14 protein-coding genes are annotated in these 15058 nt (G+C 57.1%); 8 read left to right on the forward strand and 6 right to left on the reverse strand.

Features of this window, described 5'->3' with window-relative positions:
* Position 1: 1 nt before the first annotated feature.
* From FHS72_RS06225 to cysS, 3 genes are all read right to left on the reverse strand, one after another.
* Positions 2-778, reverse strand: coding sequence for a squalene/phytoene synthase family protein (locus FHS72_RS06225; RefSeq protein WP_183527184.1), 777 nt, complete (start codon positions 776-778; stop codon positions 2-4).
* Between the two features lie 35 nt (positions 779-813).
* Positions 814-2430 carry a citramalate synthase gene (gene cimA, locus FHS72_RS06230; protein WP_183527187.1) on the reverse strand — a complete coding sequence of 539 codons (1617 nt, stop codon included), beginning with the start codon at positions 2428-2430 and terminating at the stop codon, positions 814-816.
* A 61-nt stretch (positions 2431-2491) separates the two neighbouring features.
* Entirely contained in the window at positions 2492-3955 is a 1464-nt protein-coding gene (gene cysS / locus FHS72_RS06235) for a cysteine--tRNA ligase (RefSeq protein ID WP_183527189.1), read from the reverse strand.
* Positions 3956-4172: 217 nt separating this feature from the next.
* On the opposite strand from cysS, the gene FHS72_RS06240 reads away from it, so the two are divergent.
* A complete protein-coding gene (locus tag FHS72_RS06240) occupies positions 4173-4502 on the forward strand; it encodes an MmcQ/YjbR family DNA-binding protein (protein ID WP_183527192.1) in 330 nt (109 codons plus the stop codon).
* Between the two features lie 12 nt (positions 4503-4514).
* Here FHS72_RS06240 and FHS72_RS06245 read toward each other — a convergent pair whose 3' ends face one another.
* The gene (locus tag FHS72_RS06245) at positions 4515-4652 is read right to left on the reverse strand and encodes a hypothetical protein (RefSeq protein WP_183527195.1); all 138 of its coding nucleotides are present in this window, start codon (positions 4650-4652) and stop codon (positions 4515-4517) included.
* A 114-nt stretch (positions 4653-4766) separates the two neighbouring features.
* Between FHS72_RS06245 and FHS72_RS06250 the strand changes: the two genes are divergently transcribed.
* From FHS72_RS06250 to FHS72_RS06265, 4 genes are read left to right on the forward strand one after another with little or no spacing between them, the layout of a single operon-like run.
* Complete coding sequence (locus tag FHS72_RS06250; protein ID WP_183527198.1) at positions 4767-5723, forward strand: zinc-binding metallopeptidase family protein; 957 nt, start codon at positions 4767-4769, stop codon at positions 5721-5723.
* Between the two features lie 56 nt (positions 5724-5779).
* Positions 5780-6964, forward strand: coding sequence for a pyridoxal phosphate-dependent aminotransferase (locus tag FHS72_RS06255; RefSeq protein WP_183527200.1), 1185 nt, complete (start codon positions 5780-5782; stop codon positions 6962-6964).
* 49 nt (positions 6965-7013) lie between these two features.
* On the forward strand, positions 7014-8063 hold the full coding sequence (locus FHS72_RS06260) for a bifunctional transcriptional activator/DNA repair enzyme AdaA (protein WP_183527202.1): 1050 nt from the start codon (positions 7014-7016) through the stop codon (positions 8061-8063).
* The gene (locus FHS72_RS06265; RefSeq protein ID WP_183527204.1) at positions 8060-8875 is read left to right on the forward strand and encodes an isocitrate lyase/PEP mutase family protein; all 816 of its coding nucleotides are present in this window, start codon (positions 8060-8062) and stop codon (positions 8873-8875) included. The genes FHS72_RS06260 and FHS72_RS06265 overlap by 4 nt, the downstream gene beginning before the upstream one ends.
* 72 nt (positions 8876-8947) lie before the next feature.
* Here FHS72_RS06265 and FHS72_RS06270 read toward each other — a convergent pair whose 3' ends face one another.
* Complete coding sequence (locus FHS72_RS06270; RefSeq protein WP_183527206.1) at positions 8948-9553, reverse strand: outer membrane protein; 606 nt, start codon at positions 9551-9553, stop codon at positions 8948-8950.
* Between the two features lie 401 nt (positions 9554-9954).
* Between FHS72_RS06270 and FHS72_RS06275 the strand changes: the two genes are divergently transcribed.
* Complete coding sequence (locus FHS72_RS06275) at positions 9955-11520, forward strand: trimethylamine methyltransferase family protein (RefSeq protein ID WP_183527208.1); 1566 nt, start codon at positions 9955-9957, stop codon at positions 11518-11520.
* A 2-nt stretch (positions 11521-11522) separates the two neighbouring features.
* Here the strand turns inward: FHS72_RS06275 and FHS72_RS06280 are convergent, their stop codons facing one another.
* Positions 11523-12626 (reverse strand): anhydro-N-acetylmuramic acid kinase, encoded by a 1104-nt coding sequence (locus tag FHS72_RS06280; protein ID WP_183527210.1) that lies wholly within the window; start codon positions 12624-12626, stop codon positions 11523-11525.
* Positions 12627-12688: 62 nt separating this feature from the next.
* Between FHS72_RS06280 and tyrS the strand changes: the two genes are divergently transcribed.
* Together tyrS and FHS72_RS06290 are read left to right on the forward strand one after the other, a co-directional pair.
* Positions 12689-13939 (forward strand): tyrosine--tRNA ligase, encoded by a 1251-nt coding sequence (gene tyrS / locus FHS72_RS06285; protein WP_183527212.1) that lies wholly within the window; start codon positions 12689-12691, stop codon positions 13937-13939.
* A gap of 199 nt (positions 13940-14138) precedes the next feature.
* Entirely contained in the window at positions 14139-15032 is an 894-nt protein-coding gene (locus tag FHS72_RS06290) for a GNAT family N-acetyltransferase (protein WP_183527214.1), read from the forward strand.
* Positions 15033-15058 lie beyond the last annotated feature (26 nt).

Below are 15058 nucleotides of genomic sequence, written 5' to 3' on the forward strand. Positions count from 1 at the left end.
TCTACCAGCGGCCCACAAGGCTACGCCAAACCAAGCTGCCTTTCTTGCGAAAGTCCGACAGCCCAAGACTGCCGTCCACAACACGGCGCGGATCAGCAATCGCCTGACGCAAAATCGGGGCGGTCATCCATGCCGCCCGTAGCGCGGGCACGGCATCACCAAACCGCACTGCTTTGTGCGTATTCAGCAGCTTGAGCCCCCGTTCGGCCCGCGCAATCAAAACATCACTGTCCAGATCATCCGCCGCTACACGCTTGTGCCCCACCAAATCCGGCACGGCACGGAGCCAGAGCGCAATGCCCATCGCCTCGCCAACATCCGTGGCCGCGGCATCATCCACACCACAAGCGGCAGCCGACAACCCCATCAAATGCCCCGCCGTGCGCCGCAAATAAACGTCCAGATCAAAGCCAACCTGACCCGCGTCGTTGGGATAAATATCAAACCTGCGGGCAGCAATCATCTGATCCAACACCTCCGCGTCCAAACCAGCCTCTGCAATCAATCCCGCCAACGGTGCCGCAACCTCATGCGCCCGCACCGCCTTGCCAGCGACAGCATCTGCCACAACATCACGCCAGAACTGCAACCGCATCTCAGCGATCATCGGCTCTTTGGTCACAAAGGGCGCCTTTGCGACTTCTAAATTCAGCGCATACAGCACAAATAACCGCGCCCGCACATCGACAGGAGCCGCCATCGCCGCCAGAAACCGTTCAGGATCACCCGCTTCAACCAGCGCCGCACAGGCGTTTACGGATTGGGCATCTAAAGACATGTCCGCCCCTTCATTTCGCCTAAACAACTCAAATCTCAGACATCCGCATCACGCACCAACTTCCAATTGATCGCATCCAGCAGCGCCTCGAACGACGCATCCACAATGTTCGCAGACACCCCCACGGTGGACCAGCGTTTGCCCTGCCCGTCTTCGCTGTCGATAATAACGCGGGTGACGGCTTCGGTGCCGCCGTTGGTGATCCGCACTTTGAAATCGACCAAACGCATGTCGTCGATGATGTGCTGATATTTGCCTAAATCCTTGCTCAACGCGCGGTTCAGCGCGTTGACTGGACCCTGATCCGATCCGTCCTCGCCCAAGCTATCGGACACGTTCAGTACCTTGTCGCCGTCGATCTTAACCACAACCACGGCTTCGGACAGCGACACCATCTGACCGCGTTTGTTGCGGCGGCGTTCGACCGTGACGCGGTAGCGTTTGACCTCAAAGAATGATGGCAATTGGTTTAGCTCTTCGCGGGCCAACAGCTCAAAGCTCGCCTGTGCCGTATCGTATGAATAGCCCCGCGCCTCTTGTTCTTTGATCCGGTCCAGAATGCGTGTCAGCGCCGGATCGCCTTTTTCCACGACTAGCCCTGCGTCGGTCAACCGCTTGCGCAGGTTCGACTGACCCGCTTGGTTCGACATCGGCACGATACGGGTGTTGCCGACCAGTGCGGGGTCGATGTGTTCGTATGTCGTGGGATTTTTCAGAATCGCACTCGCATGCAGTCCCGCTTTGTGCGCAAAGGCCGAAGCCCCTACAAAAGCGGCCTGTTTCGCGGGCACACGATTCAATATATCGTCCAAGCTGCGCGACACTTTGCGCAGACCCTTGAGCGCATCGCGCGTCACACCCGTCTCGAACAGGCTCGCAAACGGTTCTTTCAACAACAACGTCGGAATGATCGCCGTCAGGTTCGCATTGCCGCAGCGTTCGCCAAGGCCGTTCAATGTGCCTTGCACCTGCCTCACGCCGGCCAAAACAGCGGCCAGCGATCCCGCCACCGCTTGTTCCGTATCGTTATGCGTGTGGATGCCCAGATGATCGCCCGGAATGCCGCTCGCGATCACTTCGCCAATAATCCGGCTGATCTCGGCAGGTTGCGTGCCACCATTTGTGTCGCACAGCACAATCCAGCGACAGCCCGCATCATACGCGGCGTGAATAGCCTCAAGCGCGTAATCACGGTTTGTCTTATACCCGTCAAAGAAGTGTTCCGCATCAAACAAAGCCTCGCGCCCCTGCCCCACAATATGCTGAAAACTGCCCGACACATTCTCGGTATTCTCGGCCAATGTAATGCCAAGCGCGTCGGTCACATGAAATGCGCTCGACTTGCCCACCAGACAAATTGCAGGCGTATTTGCATTCATCACAGCGGCCAGAACATCGTCGTTTTCCGCAGAGCGTCCGGCCCGTTTGGTCATCCCAAACGCGGTCATCGTCGCGCGGGTTTTGGGGGCCGCATCGAAAAAGTCGCTATCCGTCGGGTTCGCCCCCGGCCAGCCGCCCTCAATATAATCGACACCAAGCGCGTCGAGCATCTCGGCAATGCGCTGCTTTTCAGCGGTCGAGAACTGGACGCCCTGCGTTTGCTGGCCATCGCGCAACGTGGTGTCGTACAGATACAGGCGTTCTTTGGTCATAGGCATTGGCCTCCCACACCGAATTTTCGCGAAAATTCGCCCGATTTTTCGCGAAAAATCGTCATAACAACCCCTCCAGCTTCGCAGGATCAAAATCAGGCTCAAATTTATACATTTGGCCTTTTTGCGCGGTATCCGTCAGAATAACCCCTGCCTCTAAAAGCTGATCCCTCAATCGGTCAGCTTTTTCATAATCTTTCATTTGTTTAGCATCGTTGCGGAGCCGAATAATCTCACCAATGATAACCTCAGCTCTTGCATGGCTTTCTTGGACTTCTTTCCGTTTGGCATTCTCTAAATCAGAGAGGTTAGATTGAGATACGATCTTGGGCAAAAGACCTAACAATTTGAGAGAGGCTGCAAACGCGACAAATTTACTCGTGTCTTTCTTGGCTTCCTTGAAAATTACATGCAATCTAGCGATAGCGAGTGGAGTGTTCAGATCATCCGACAAGGCAGAAACAACTTCAGCATCGGCGTCTTCAATCTTTATTCTCTCAGGTTGATAATCAATTAAATTCAAGCCCGATTGTGTTGCCCACTTATTTAACGTCGTTTCCGCATTTTCTTTCTTTTCCGCAGTCCAGTCCATTGGTTTGCGGTAATGCGTCGATAGCATCACAAAGCGTATCACTAGGCCCGAGACACCCTGCTCCAGCAGATCGCGGACCGTAAAGAAATTGCCCAGCGACTTTGACATCTTCTTGCCCTCGACCTGTAGCATCTCGTTGTGCAGCCAGTAGTTCGCGAACCCATGTCCCGCGCATTTTGACTGCGCGATCTCGTTCTCGTGGTGCGGGAATTGCAGGTCGTTGCCGCCGCCGTGGATGTCAAAACGATCCCCCAGCAATTCATAGGCCATCGCGGAACATTCAATATGCCAGCCCGGACGCCCACGGCCCCACGGGCTATCCCAACCGGGTTGGTCGTCCGTTGACGGTTTCCACAGCACAAAATCCATCGGATTGCGCTTGTAGGGTGCCACTTCGACCCGCGCACCCGCGATCATGTCATCGACGCTACGGCCCGACAGTGCACCGTATTCTGTATAGCTTTCCACCGCGAATAGCGCGTGACCTTCGGCCTCGTAGGCATGCCCCTTGGCGATCAAATCCTCGATCATCGCGATCATCGGTGCGATCCACTGCGTCGCGCGTGGCATCGCGCGTTGATGGTCCACACCCTTGATCGACGGTTCTAACGCCCCAATCGCCGCCATATCATCCAGATACCACTGCGTCGTCTCTGCAGTGATCTCACCGATTGACCGCCCGCTTTGCGCAGCCCTAGCGTTGATCTTATCATCTACGTCAGTGAAATTACGCACATAGGTCACATGTTCCGCACCATACTCGTGTCGCAGCAGACGGTACAAAATATCAAACACCAACACAGGCCGCGCATTACCCAGATGCGCCCGATCATAGACCGTTGGTCCACAGACATACATCCGCACATCGTCAGGATTAATCGGGACAAAGTCCTCTTTGCGGCGGGTCGCGGTGTTGTGCAGTTTGATCGTCATATCTTCACCTATCTTGGCCCACACACGGGCAAACGGTTTTCGCCTGCGGGCATAACGACTTCAAGGATCAGATGAAACGTGAAAGAGCAGCCCGCGACGAAGTCAGCAGGAAATAATAATACAGCAAATAATGATGCGGTGGCTCTTCATAGCGCAATGACTAGCAGGAGGTCCGCACCTCGTCTAGTGTTTCGTCACACACCACAGGATGCAGCCCATGACACGCGATGACATCGACGCACTTTGCAAAACCCACGCGGGCGCCACCGCCGCCGATCCGACGACTGAACTGGATAGCTGGAAGGTCGGCGGCAAGATGTTCGTCTGCTTTGGCGACCGTATCGACGGGTTCTGCACCAAGACTGACAGCATCGAGACAGCACAGATGCTGATCGACGCAGGTGCCGCGACCAAAGCCCCCTATTTCCATAAATCATGGGTATTGGTCAGCATGGACGTGGACAGCGATGAGGCCGCGCACCGTATCGCAACCTCGTATGATATTGTCCGCAAGGGCCTGACCAAGCGTGTGCGTGACGCGCTGTAGCCCGCTTTTCCGTCAATGCTTGGCGCATATCTGCACGGCGGATGACAGGAACCCAGCCGCATCACCCAAGGTTGCAACGGCGCCGGCATCGCCAAACATTGCGACGTGCTGGCGTCGCTTGTCGATCATAGAGCCTGCGAGACGGTTCACACCCGCCCCGCCACCGATCAATAGGCGGTAAACGTCCTATATTTGTGCAGGAGTTGCCCTAGTTGCCGCATCGTTTATCTCGACTTGCGCACGGCACGGCGCTAGCGTCGTGACATGCACATATTTCAGAATCCTGCTGGTGACGGCACCATCTATTTCGACAACCTTCTCGCGCCAGAGAATATTCCTGTCGCCTACGATCCCGTTGCACGGGAATTCGTGGCCGAAGCTCTGTTCTGCAAAAACCGCGAATTGATCGGCTGCAACTGGGTGGCCACTGGCCCCGATGCGCTGTGCGTGTCCTGCGCCATGACCGCGATGTCGCCAGACGCGTCTCTGCCCGATGCCGTCGAGAACTGGGGCAAGACCGAAGAAGCCAAACGCTGGGTGCTGGATAACCTGCGCCAATGGGGGTGGTTTACCGACACAGACACAGGCGCACGCCCGATTTTCCACATGCTTGCCGAAGGTGTGAAGCCTGTCGTCATGGGGCATCACACGGGTGTCGTGACTATCAACATCGACGAATCCGATCCTGTACTGCGGGCCGAGCGCCGCGAAGACTTGGGCGAAAACTACCGCACGATGATCGGCCATATGCGCCATGAGATTGCACATATGTTGTGGTGGCGTCTAAGCATCTCGACGACATTCCTGACAGAATTTCGGGCTTTGTTCGGTGACGAACAGGCGGATTACGGCGTTGCGTTGAAAAAGCATTACGCCGACGGCCCGCCTTTGGATTGGCAGGACAGCTATCTGACGCCCTATGCCTCGTCCCATCCGCATGAAGATTGGGCTGAAACCACCGCCCACATGCTGCATTTGATCGACATCGCCGATAGCTTTCTGGCGACGAACCTGTCTGCCCCGCATGCGCCCAAAGGCGGCTGGGACCCCTATAAGGAACCCAACGGGGACAAGCTGACGACCTTTGCCGCCGAGTTGACGATCAAAATTAATCACGTGAACAGGTCGATGGGGTTGGCCGATCTCTATCCCTTCGTGTTGACCGATAAGTCGCGTAAAAAACTGTCGTTTGTGCATCGCTGGTTGTTCCAAGGCCCGTAGTCGCGGCGTTCCAACACCTGCTTGACAATACCCTGCCGCCAAGGCCCATTGGCGGCATGCAAGTATCAAATAGACTCAATACAATTAACGGCACTGGCGACGACGGTTGGGGGCTTTTCAATCGGTCCCGCAAGATGATCGCGGATGGCGTTAAAATCACGGAACTGACAATCGGCGAACATGATATTCGCACCGATGCCAGTATCTTAGACGCAATGCACGCATCGGCTAAAGGTGGTCATACTGGCTACGCGACGATCCCCGGCACCAATGCGCTGCGCGATGCAGTGGCGGCGCGTATCCAGTCGCGAACTGGAGTGCCTACAACACGCGCCAACATCATGATTACACCCGGTGGTCAGTCCGCGCTTTATGCGACGCATTTGGCGGCTTTGGATCACGGCGACACCGCTTTATTCATCGACCCGCATTATGCGACCTACCCCGGCACCGTGCGCGGTGTGGGCGGCGTGCCTGTGGCCATTGCAGCCACGCCCGAGAATGATTTCCAACCGCAAATCGCGGAACTGGCAGCGGCGGCATCCGATCCCCGCGCCAAGTCCCTGCTGATCAACACCCCCAACAATCCAACAGGCGTTGTCTACAGCCGCGACACCTTGGACGGCATCGCACAGGTCTGCAAAGATCATGACCTGTGGCTGATCTCTGACGAAGTGTACGATACCCAAGTATGGGACGGCGACCACCTCTCGCCCCGCGCCCTGCCCGATATGGCCGCACGCACGATGGTCGTCGGATCAATGTCGAAAAGCCACGCAATGACAGGCAGCCGTGTTGGCTGGATTTGTGCGCCTGAAGATATGACCGAACATTTGATTAACCTCGCCACGAACACCAACTACGGCGTGCCGGGCTTTATCCAAGACGCGGCTTTGTTCGCGTTGAACGCAGGCGAAGCGTTGGAAACCCAAGTCGCCGCCCCGTTCCGCCGCCGCCGCGATCTGACATTGGCAGCCCTCGCGGGTCAAAACGTCGTGCAAATCGTGCCTGCGCAGGGTGCGATGTATGTGATGTTGGATATTCGGGCGACGGGTTTAAGCAGCTGGGACTTTGCCAATGCCTTGCTTGACCAGGAACACATCGCGGTGATGCCGGGCGAAAGCTTTGGTGCCGCAGCCTCCGGCCATATCCGCGTAGCGATGACGATTGATGATGCGGCTTACGTCGATGCGATCAACCGTCTGGTGAATTTCGCAAAATCGCGCATCAGCGAGAAGTAACGCCCGAAAAGAGACGCCACGCCTCGGGGGAATCGTCTAGAGTTGTCACATGCTCTTTGATCTTCCCCCTGATGACGTCCTTTATGCTGCCCTGATTGCCCGTGATGCGGGCTATGACGGGCGTGCTTGGGTCGGTGTGACCACGACCGGTATCTTCTGCCGTCCGTCCTGCCCTGCCCGCAAACCGAAGCCTGAAAATTGCAAATGGTTTGATGCTGCGGGTGATTGTATCGCGGCTGGGTTCCGACCTTGTAAGCGGTGCAAGCCGCTGCATGATATGGCTGATCCCAGCGTTGCGGACCTGTTGACTGCACTTGAAGCGGACCCCGAGCACCGTTGGTCTGAAGGCGACGTGATCGCACGCGGTTTCGATCCATCCACCGTGCGCCGCGCCTTCAAACGCGCCTTTGGCATGACGTTTCTTGACCTCGCACGGCAACGCCGTTTGGCTTTGGGCTTTACCGAATTATCCGCAGGGCGCGTGGTTGATGCGCAGGTCGCGGCAGGTTTTGAGAGCGCATCGGCCTTTCGCCGCGCCTTTACCCGTTGGCTCGGCATCCGCCCCGGTGATCTGCCTGCGACCTCGCTGCTCAGGGCCACATGGATCACCACACCGCTGGGCGATATGGTCGCGGTGGCCGATCAACACAGCTTGCATCTGCTAGAGTTCACCGACCGCAAAGCCCTGCCTACCGAGTTGAAAAAGCTGCATGCACGTCATCCCGTCAGTATCGGTTATTTTGATATTTTTGATCAACTGAAGTCAGAACTCGATGATTTCTTTGCAGGATGCTCTGCCACCTTCACAATCCCGCTGACCTACCACGGCACGCCGTTTACCCAAACTGTTTGGGATGCCTTGCGCAAAATCCCCGCTGGCCGCACGCAAAGCTATACCAACATCGCGCAAACTATCGACCGCCCAACCGCCACCCGCGCCGTCGCCCGTGCAAACGGAGCAAACCAAATCGCGATCCTGATCCCATGTCACCGCATCATTGGTGCTGACGGATCATTGACCGGATATGGCGGCGGGTTGTGGCGCAAAGATCGGTTAATCGCCGTTGAAAAATCATACGCAGACAAGGACAGACCATGACCGATATCGGAGCCACATTCCGCGCCCTTCACATCCCCGGCAAACCGTTCATCCTCGCTAATGCGTGGGACATCGGGTCGGCGAAAATGCTCGCGGGGTTGGGCGCTCAGGCGCTGGCGACGTCGTCCGCCGCCCATGCGTTCACGCAAGGCAAAGCTGACGGAGGCACATTGACCCGCGATGTGGCTTTGGCCCATGCGCAAGACATCGTGGCAGCGACCCCACTACCCGTCCAAGGCGATTTCGAGAACGGCTTTGGTGATGATCCCGAAACGTGCGCGGAAACCGTCAGGCTCGCTGCTGAAATCGGACTGGCGGGGATTTGCATCGAGGATATTATCCCGGCGACCACGGACGCCTATGATTTCGACCTTGCCGTGGACCGGATTAAAGCGGCAGCAAGCGCTGCCCGCGCCCTGCCCCGCGACTTTGTTTTAACAGCGCGTGCTGACGGAATTATGTGGGACCGATACGACGTGGACGAGGCGATCCGCCGACTGCAAGCCTTTGAGGCGGCGGGCGCTGATTGCCTTTATGCGCCAATGCCAAAAACCGCCGCTGATCTTGCAAAAATTACCGCTGCTGTCTCGGCGCCCGTCAACGCATTGATTGCGGGCGATTATACACAAATGGACATCGCAGCATTCGCCAAACTGAACGTCGCGCGGCTGTCGCTCGGGTCGAGCCTTGCGCGGATCACCCACCGCGCGATCTACGATGCGGCGCAAGAGATGTTCGGGAATGGCGGGTTCACGTCACTCGGCCATGGGATCGACGGCGCTAAAATCGACGCCATGATGACCGACACATAAGCACCCCGAAAAACGCAACGGCGCCACTGCAGAACAGTGACGCCGTCAATCTTCCTAAGAAGATGTGTAGTCTTAGAAGTTGTAAGACACGCGCAATGCAGCTGTGTCAGCTGAGATGTCGCCTTCACCGCCGTTGAATTCTTCGAATTCGTGACGCAGGTACTCAGCACCAACTGTGAAGCTGTCGGATACTGCGTAATCAACACCAACGCCGTAGAAGTAACCTTCGTCTTCGTCACCATCTACAGTTGCTTGTGCTACACCGGCTGCAACGTATGGCAGGAAGTTGCCAGCGTCGTAACCTGCACGTACTTTAGCGCGCAGAACTTGGTCCAGCTCAAGGCCAGTTTCGTCGTTTGTGAAATCGTCTGTGCCGATTGCTTCGAATTCAGCACCCAGAACCACGTTGCCGAGGTCGTAGTTATAACCGACGTGACCGCCGAATGTTGTGCCTTCAAAGTCGCCGTCAACGCCGTCTGCGTCAACATCGCCGTAGCCAAGTGACAAACCAGCGTATGCGCCAGTCCAGTCTTTGCCGGAAGCGATGATCACAGGTGCGACTGCAACAGGTGCCGGCGCAGGTGCGACAACGGCTTCAGCGAGACCACCAGCGGTTGCGAATGTGCCAGCTACAACCAGTGGGGCTGCGATCAGGGCGGATGTAAGTGTACGTTTCATATCAGTTTCCAATTCTGTGGTAGTTCCGTTGTGGGGCTACAACCCGTAACTTTGTCATTCGTTCCCAAAATGATAGAGGGCCTCACGCGCCTGTGATCGGCACCTCTCGCGTCCGTGATCAAAATGGCTGAAATATGCCACTGGCTGTGCGGAGAACCGCATATCAATGTGCGAAAATCTACTTTTCCGTGGTTCAAACACGACATCAGGTCGCATTTAGAACAGATCGATTTTGGCTTTGCGCAAGACTGGTGCAATCGGAGAGGACGCCATGACGCATCACGCTTCCAAATTCGTGAGAATCACCCGCACCATCGGTGCGCGCAGAGGCAGGGCGGCCCGTGGCAGGCCACAGTGGGGCTGATCACCCCTTTTTCCTGAATTCTGCGAAAGATCACACCATGAAAGATGAATCCATTTCACCCGCCTGCGGACGCCCTGCCCGCTCTGGTGGCCGCGCGGCACGTCACGCAATGCGCGCCGCCCCCTTGACCGAAGCCAAGCGCCCGATCCGCGCAGGCATGTCCGGCGGCACCTACCGTCCCTTGAGCCAACAAGACATGGAACGGATTTACGAGACCGCTCTGATAGCTCTTGAGCAGATCGGCCTTGCTGATGCGCCGCCAAGCGGTGTCGCCGTGATGACCCGTGCGGGTGCTATATTAGGTGACGACAATCGGCTGCGGTTCCCGCGTGCCTTGGTCGAGCAGATGTTGGGTCTGGCAAACAAGGCAATCACGCTACATGCCCGTGATCCTCTACATGACCTACATCTGAGCGGCACAAAGGTGCATTACGGCACGGCGGGCGCGGCCGTGCATATGGTTGATGTGCTGGGACGTCATTACCGCGAAAGCACGTTGCAGGATTTGCATGATGCGGCAAGGATCGTGCAACAGCTCGACAATATACACTTTCTCCAGCGGCCCATGGTGGCCCGCGATGTGACCGATAACCGCGAAATGGACCTGAATACGATCTATGCATGTTGTGCGGGCACGGCCAAACACGTGGGCGTTTCGTTCACCGAACCGGATTTCACCGCTGATGCGCTTGAGATGTTGCACCTGATGGCAGGTGGTGAAGACCAATGGCGGGCGCGGCCTTTTGTGTCGAACTCGAACTGTTTTGTTGTGCCGCCAATGAAATTCGCCACGGAATCCTGTCTGGTCATGGAAAACTGCATCGCGGGCGGCATGCCGGTGTTGTTGCTGTCAGCGGGCCAAGCTGGTGCGACGGCCCCCGCTCCAATCGCGGGGGCAATCGTGCAAGCTGTCGCGGAATGTCTGGCGGGTGTCGTCTATGTCAACGCGATCAAACCCGGTCATACGGCGATCTTTGGCACATGGCCGTTTGTGTCCGACCTGCGCACGGGTGCAATGTCAGGCGGTTCGGGCGAACAAGCCCTTCTGACCGCCGGATGCGCCCAGATGCATCATTTCCTCGGCATACCGGGCGGTGCTGCGGCGGGCATTGCGGATGCAAAACTGCCAGACATGCAGGCCGGATGGGAACAGATGTGTTCCAACGTCATGGCAGGCCTGTCAGGGCTGAACATGGTTTACGAAGCCGCTGGCATGCATGCGTCACTATTGGGCTTTTGTTTTGAATCGCTGATCCTCGGCGACGATCTACTGGGCCAAGCGATGCGCTGCGTGCGCGGTATTGAAATCACGGATGAGACGCTGGGCATTGAGACGATGCGCGACGTCTGCATTGGTGGGCCGGGACATTATCTAGGGACCGACCAAACACTGGGGCTGATGGAAACCGAATACGTCTACCCCGTTGTGGCCGACCGGACCTCGCCGAAAGAATGGGTCGAGCGTGACAAACCCGACCTGATCCAAAGTGCGATTGCCCGCAAGGAATCCATCCTTGGCAAACCCACTGCCGTGCCATTCCCGCCCGAGACAGATGCCGCGATCCGCGCACGGTTCAACATCCATCTGGGGCCAGTGGCGTAGGTTTACGTCGACGACACGGGCCGCGACAAGGTGCCGCCAGACACTGCGGCCTTGACGCCCGTTGTGGTGCGGCAAGACGTGGGCAGCCCACGTGCGACACGGACGGCAAGATAGGCAAAGGCTTGGGCCTCTAACATATCGCCGTCCAATCCGACGTCCTCAACTGGCACCACGGGGCACTCCAGCCCTGCGGATAACATCGCCATTAATGTCGGATTATGTCGCCCGCCGCCCGTCGCCAAAACTTTGCTCGGCGTGCTTGGGCAATGCGTCATGCTTTGTGCGACGCTCATCGCACAGACGGCAGTCAAAGTCGCAGCGGCATCCGCATCGGACAAATCCGCGACCTCTGCTGCCAAGCCGATGAACGCATCACGGTCCAACGACTTTGGCGGGATTTTGTGGAAATAGCTGTGGTTCAAGAACCGCTCAACCACATCATCCGCGACATCCCCCTGCGCCGCCAAGGCCCCGCCTACATCACATGACAGACCCAGCCGTAGCTGCATCAGATCATTCAGCGGTGCATTTGCGGGTCCGGTATCAAACGCCAGCAACGCCCTATCGTCATTGGGTTTTTCTGCTGTAGGGTCAATCCACGTCAGATTACCGACACCACCAAGGTTCAAAAACGCAATCGGCGCAACTGCCTTGATATATTTCGCCAAAGCAAAGTGGAAAAACGGGGCCAGCGGCGCACCTTCACCGCCCAAGCGCACGTCAGCACTGCGAAAATCCCACACGACAGGTTTGCCCAAAACTTCGGCCAGCACAGCACCGTCGCCGCATTGATGCGTGCCGCGCCCGTGTGGATCATGCGATAGCGTCTGGCCGTGGAACCCCACGACCTCTGCATCCTTAAAATCATGCAATATCTGCGCATGTGTGGTCTCGATCAACTCGGGCAGATCGCCCAAGTCGTCTTCTTGCCATTTGCCCAAACCACCGCGCAACACAGCACGCTCTTGATCAGAGTAAGCCCGATAAGCCGTTGGTCCGAATTCAAAAACCGACACACCGTCGGTCACAATTTCAGCGGCATCGACACCGTCTAACGATGTCCCTGACATCGCGCCCACGGCCCGAATCCGTCCTGTCTTCAACATGTGCTTTCCCTAACCAGCCACGCGCCTTATAGGATGCACTGCACACTAGCCGGGAACAAGATATGACCTACCACCCCAAGTCCGAATTTATCGCAATCATGATGGAACGCGGCTTTTTAGCCGATTGTACCGACTATCAGGGTCTTGATGATGCTTTTTCGCGTGGGGTTGTGCCTGCTTATATCGGCTATGACGCGACGGCAAAATCGCTGCACGTCGGGCATTTGATGAACATTATGATGCTGCGCTGGCTCCAGAAATGCGGCCACAAGCCGATCACCCTGATGGGCGGCGGCACAACAAAGGTCGGCGATCCGTCGTTCCGGTCCGATGAGCGTCCGTTGCTGGATGATGCGGCGATCCAGTCCAACATCGACGGTCTGGAAAAGGTCTTCGCGAAATACCTCAGCTACGGCGACGCGGATAACGACGCGATGATGCTGAACAACGCAGAATGGCTGGACGGGTTGAACTACCTATCCTTCCTGCGCGACATCGGGCGGCATTTCTCGATCAACCGCATGTTGTCGTTTGAAAGCGTGAAATCACGGCTCGACCGCGAACAGTCGCTGTCTTTCCTCGAATTCAACTACATGATCTTGCAAGCCTACGACTTCCTTGAGCTGAACCGCCGCTACGGTTGTTTGCTGCAGATGGGCGGATCGGATCAATGGGGCAACATCGTCAACGGGATCGACCTGACGCGGCGCGTGCTGGACCATGAAATTTACGGGCTGACGACGCCATTGTTGACCACGTCTGATGGCCGCAAAATGGGCAAATCCCAAGGCGGTGCGATCTGGTTGAACGACGAAATGCTGTCGTCCTATGAATTCTGGCAGTTCTGGCGCAACACAACGGACGCGGACACGGGCAAATTCCTGAAAATCTTCACGGAACTGCCTGTTGCTGAATGTGACCGCCTTGGCGCGTTGGAAGGGTCCGAGATCAACGCGGCGAAAATCATCCTCGCGAATGAGGTCACAACCCTGTTGCACGGCGCAGACGCGGCAGCAGCAGCCGAGGCCACAGCACGCGAAGTATTCGAGAGAGGCGGCATCGGTGACGACCTGCCAACGCTGACCCTATCGGCGGCAGACCTCGGCGACGGCATGTCCATCGTGCAAGTCATCGTCAAAGCCGGCCTTGCCGATTCCGGCAAAGCGGCGAAACGCTTGATCTCTGAAAACGGGGCAAAGCTGAATGACGAGCCACTGACTAACGCGGGCCTGATGATCGACGCGGCAGCACTGGCCGCGCCAATCAAACTTAGCGCGGGTAAGAAACGTCATGCCTTGGTGCAATTGGGCTAGGTCATCAGATCGACCACGCACACTATAACGACAAACGGAATTGATATGGCCGTCGCAATCAATGCGGCGGCCAATTTCGTCGGGCGCGGACTAAGGGCGATCACGCCCGCGACACGATGCTGATTTATTTTTGCTTTCGCGGCATGTTTCATAGCAAGAGTTTACCAGTAATTAGGTTTCGATCTGTTTAACTCAGGCCATGAAATTAGATCAAACGACATTTGTCGCACCGCCCTTCCAACCGTTGCAACAACACCCGCATTTCGGGCAGGCTTTGGCTGGCATGGGGCGGCCCATGACGTCATATGCCCTGCCAGCCGGCGGCACCGCACAAGTGTTCACCCGCCGCGTCTGGCCATTTCGGCGATCGCTCAAGATGATTTCGCGCGGTCCGTATTGGCCGGAACCACCCAGCGAGAAACATCAATACGACGCGCTATGCATTCTGCGCGCTCAAAACGTGCGTCTGATCAATGCCGAAGACATGCCTGCGCATCTGCTAAAGGCGGCGGGCTACCGCCAAATCATGACCCCCGCCAGCATCGCCGTGATGGACCTGCGGCACGGGCCGGACGTGCGACGCGCCCTGATGTCGATCAAATGGCGCAATGCGCTGCGCAAAGCCGAAACCGCCGATCTGCGCATTTCCATGCGCAGTTATCAGCACACCACAGACAAATGGCTACTGGACGAGGACGAAAAACAGCAATCCGCGCGGGGATATCGCGCGCTGCCCAGTGCCGTGACACAAGCCTATTCCGTGATGAACAAGGGCCAAGCGATCATCGTCACTGCGTCGCGAGTTGCCGTGCCGATTGCCGCGATGATCTTTTTGCGGCACGGCGCGTCGGCTACATATCACATCGGCTGGACCTCACCCGAGGGCCGTGCGTGCAATGCCCACAACCTCTGCTTGGTGAAAGCAATGGATGCGCTGGAAAGCTTCGGCACACAGGTCTTGGACATGGGCACATTGGACACGGCCGCCTCACCAGGGGTCGCGCGATTCAAGCTCGGCTCTGGCGCACAGGCAAAAACGCTGGGCGGGACGTGGCTGCGACTAGCCTGCTTTCGCAAACAGCCATTCATCTGAGGTGACTTGCAAAATCTGTCGTGGCT

Source organism: Yoonia ponticola, assembly GCF_014199395.1.
GTDB lineage: Bacteria > Pseudomonadota > Alphaproteobacteria > Rhodobacterales > Rhodobacteraceae > Yoonia > Yoonia ponticola.

Coding starts and splice junctions, on each gene's coding strand:
- FHS72_RS06225 (WP_183527184.1), bottom strand. CDS start 778: ATGTCTTTAGATGCCCAATCCGTAAACGCCTGTGCGGCGCTGGTTGAA.
- cimA (WP_183527187.1), bottom strand. CDS start 2,430: ATGACCAAAGAACGCCTGTATCTGTACGACACCACGTTGCGCGATGGC.
- cysS (WP_183527189.1), bottom strand. CDS start 3,955: ATGACGATCAAACTGCACAACACCGCGACCCGCCGCAAAGAGGACTTT.
- FHS72_RS06240 (WP_183527192.1), top strand. CDS start 4,173: ATGACACGCGATGACATCGACGCACTTTGCAAAACCCACGCGGGCGCC.
- FHS72_RS06250 (WP_183527198.1), top strand. CDS start 4,767: ATGCACATATTTCAGAATCCTGCTGGTGACGGCACCATCTATTTCGAC.
- FHS72_RS06255 (WP_183527200.1), top strand. CDS start 5,780: ATGCAAGTATCAAATAGACTCAATACAATTAACGGCACTGGCGACGAC.
- FHS72_RS06260 (WP_183527202.1), top strand. CDS start 7,014: ATGCTCTTTGATCTTCCCCCTGATGACGTCCTTTATGCTGCCCTGATT.
- FHS72_RS06265 (WP_183527204.1), top strand. CDS start 8,060: ATGACCGATATCGGAGCCACATTCCGCGCCCTTCACATCCCCGGCAAA.
- FHS72_RS06270 (WP_183527206.1), bottom strand. CDS start 9,553: ATGAAACGTACACTTACATCCGCCCTGATCGCAGCCCCACTGGTTGTA.
- FHS72_RS06275 (WP_183527208.1), top strand. CDS start 9,955: ATGAAAGATGAATCCATTTCACCCGCCTGCGGACGCCCTGCCCGCTCT.
- FHS72_RS06280 (WP_183527210.1), bottom strand. CDS start 12,626: ATGTTGAAGACAGGACGGATTCGGGCCGTGGGCGCGATGTCAGGGACA.
- tyrS (WP_183527212.1), top strand. CDS start 12,689: ATGACCTACCACCCCAAGTCCGAATTTATCGCAATCATGATGGAACGC.
- FHS72_RS06290 (WP_183527214.1), top strand. CDS start 14,139: ATGAAATTAGATCAAACGACATTTGTCGCACCGCCCTTCCAACCGTTG.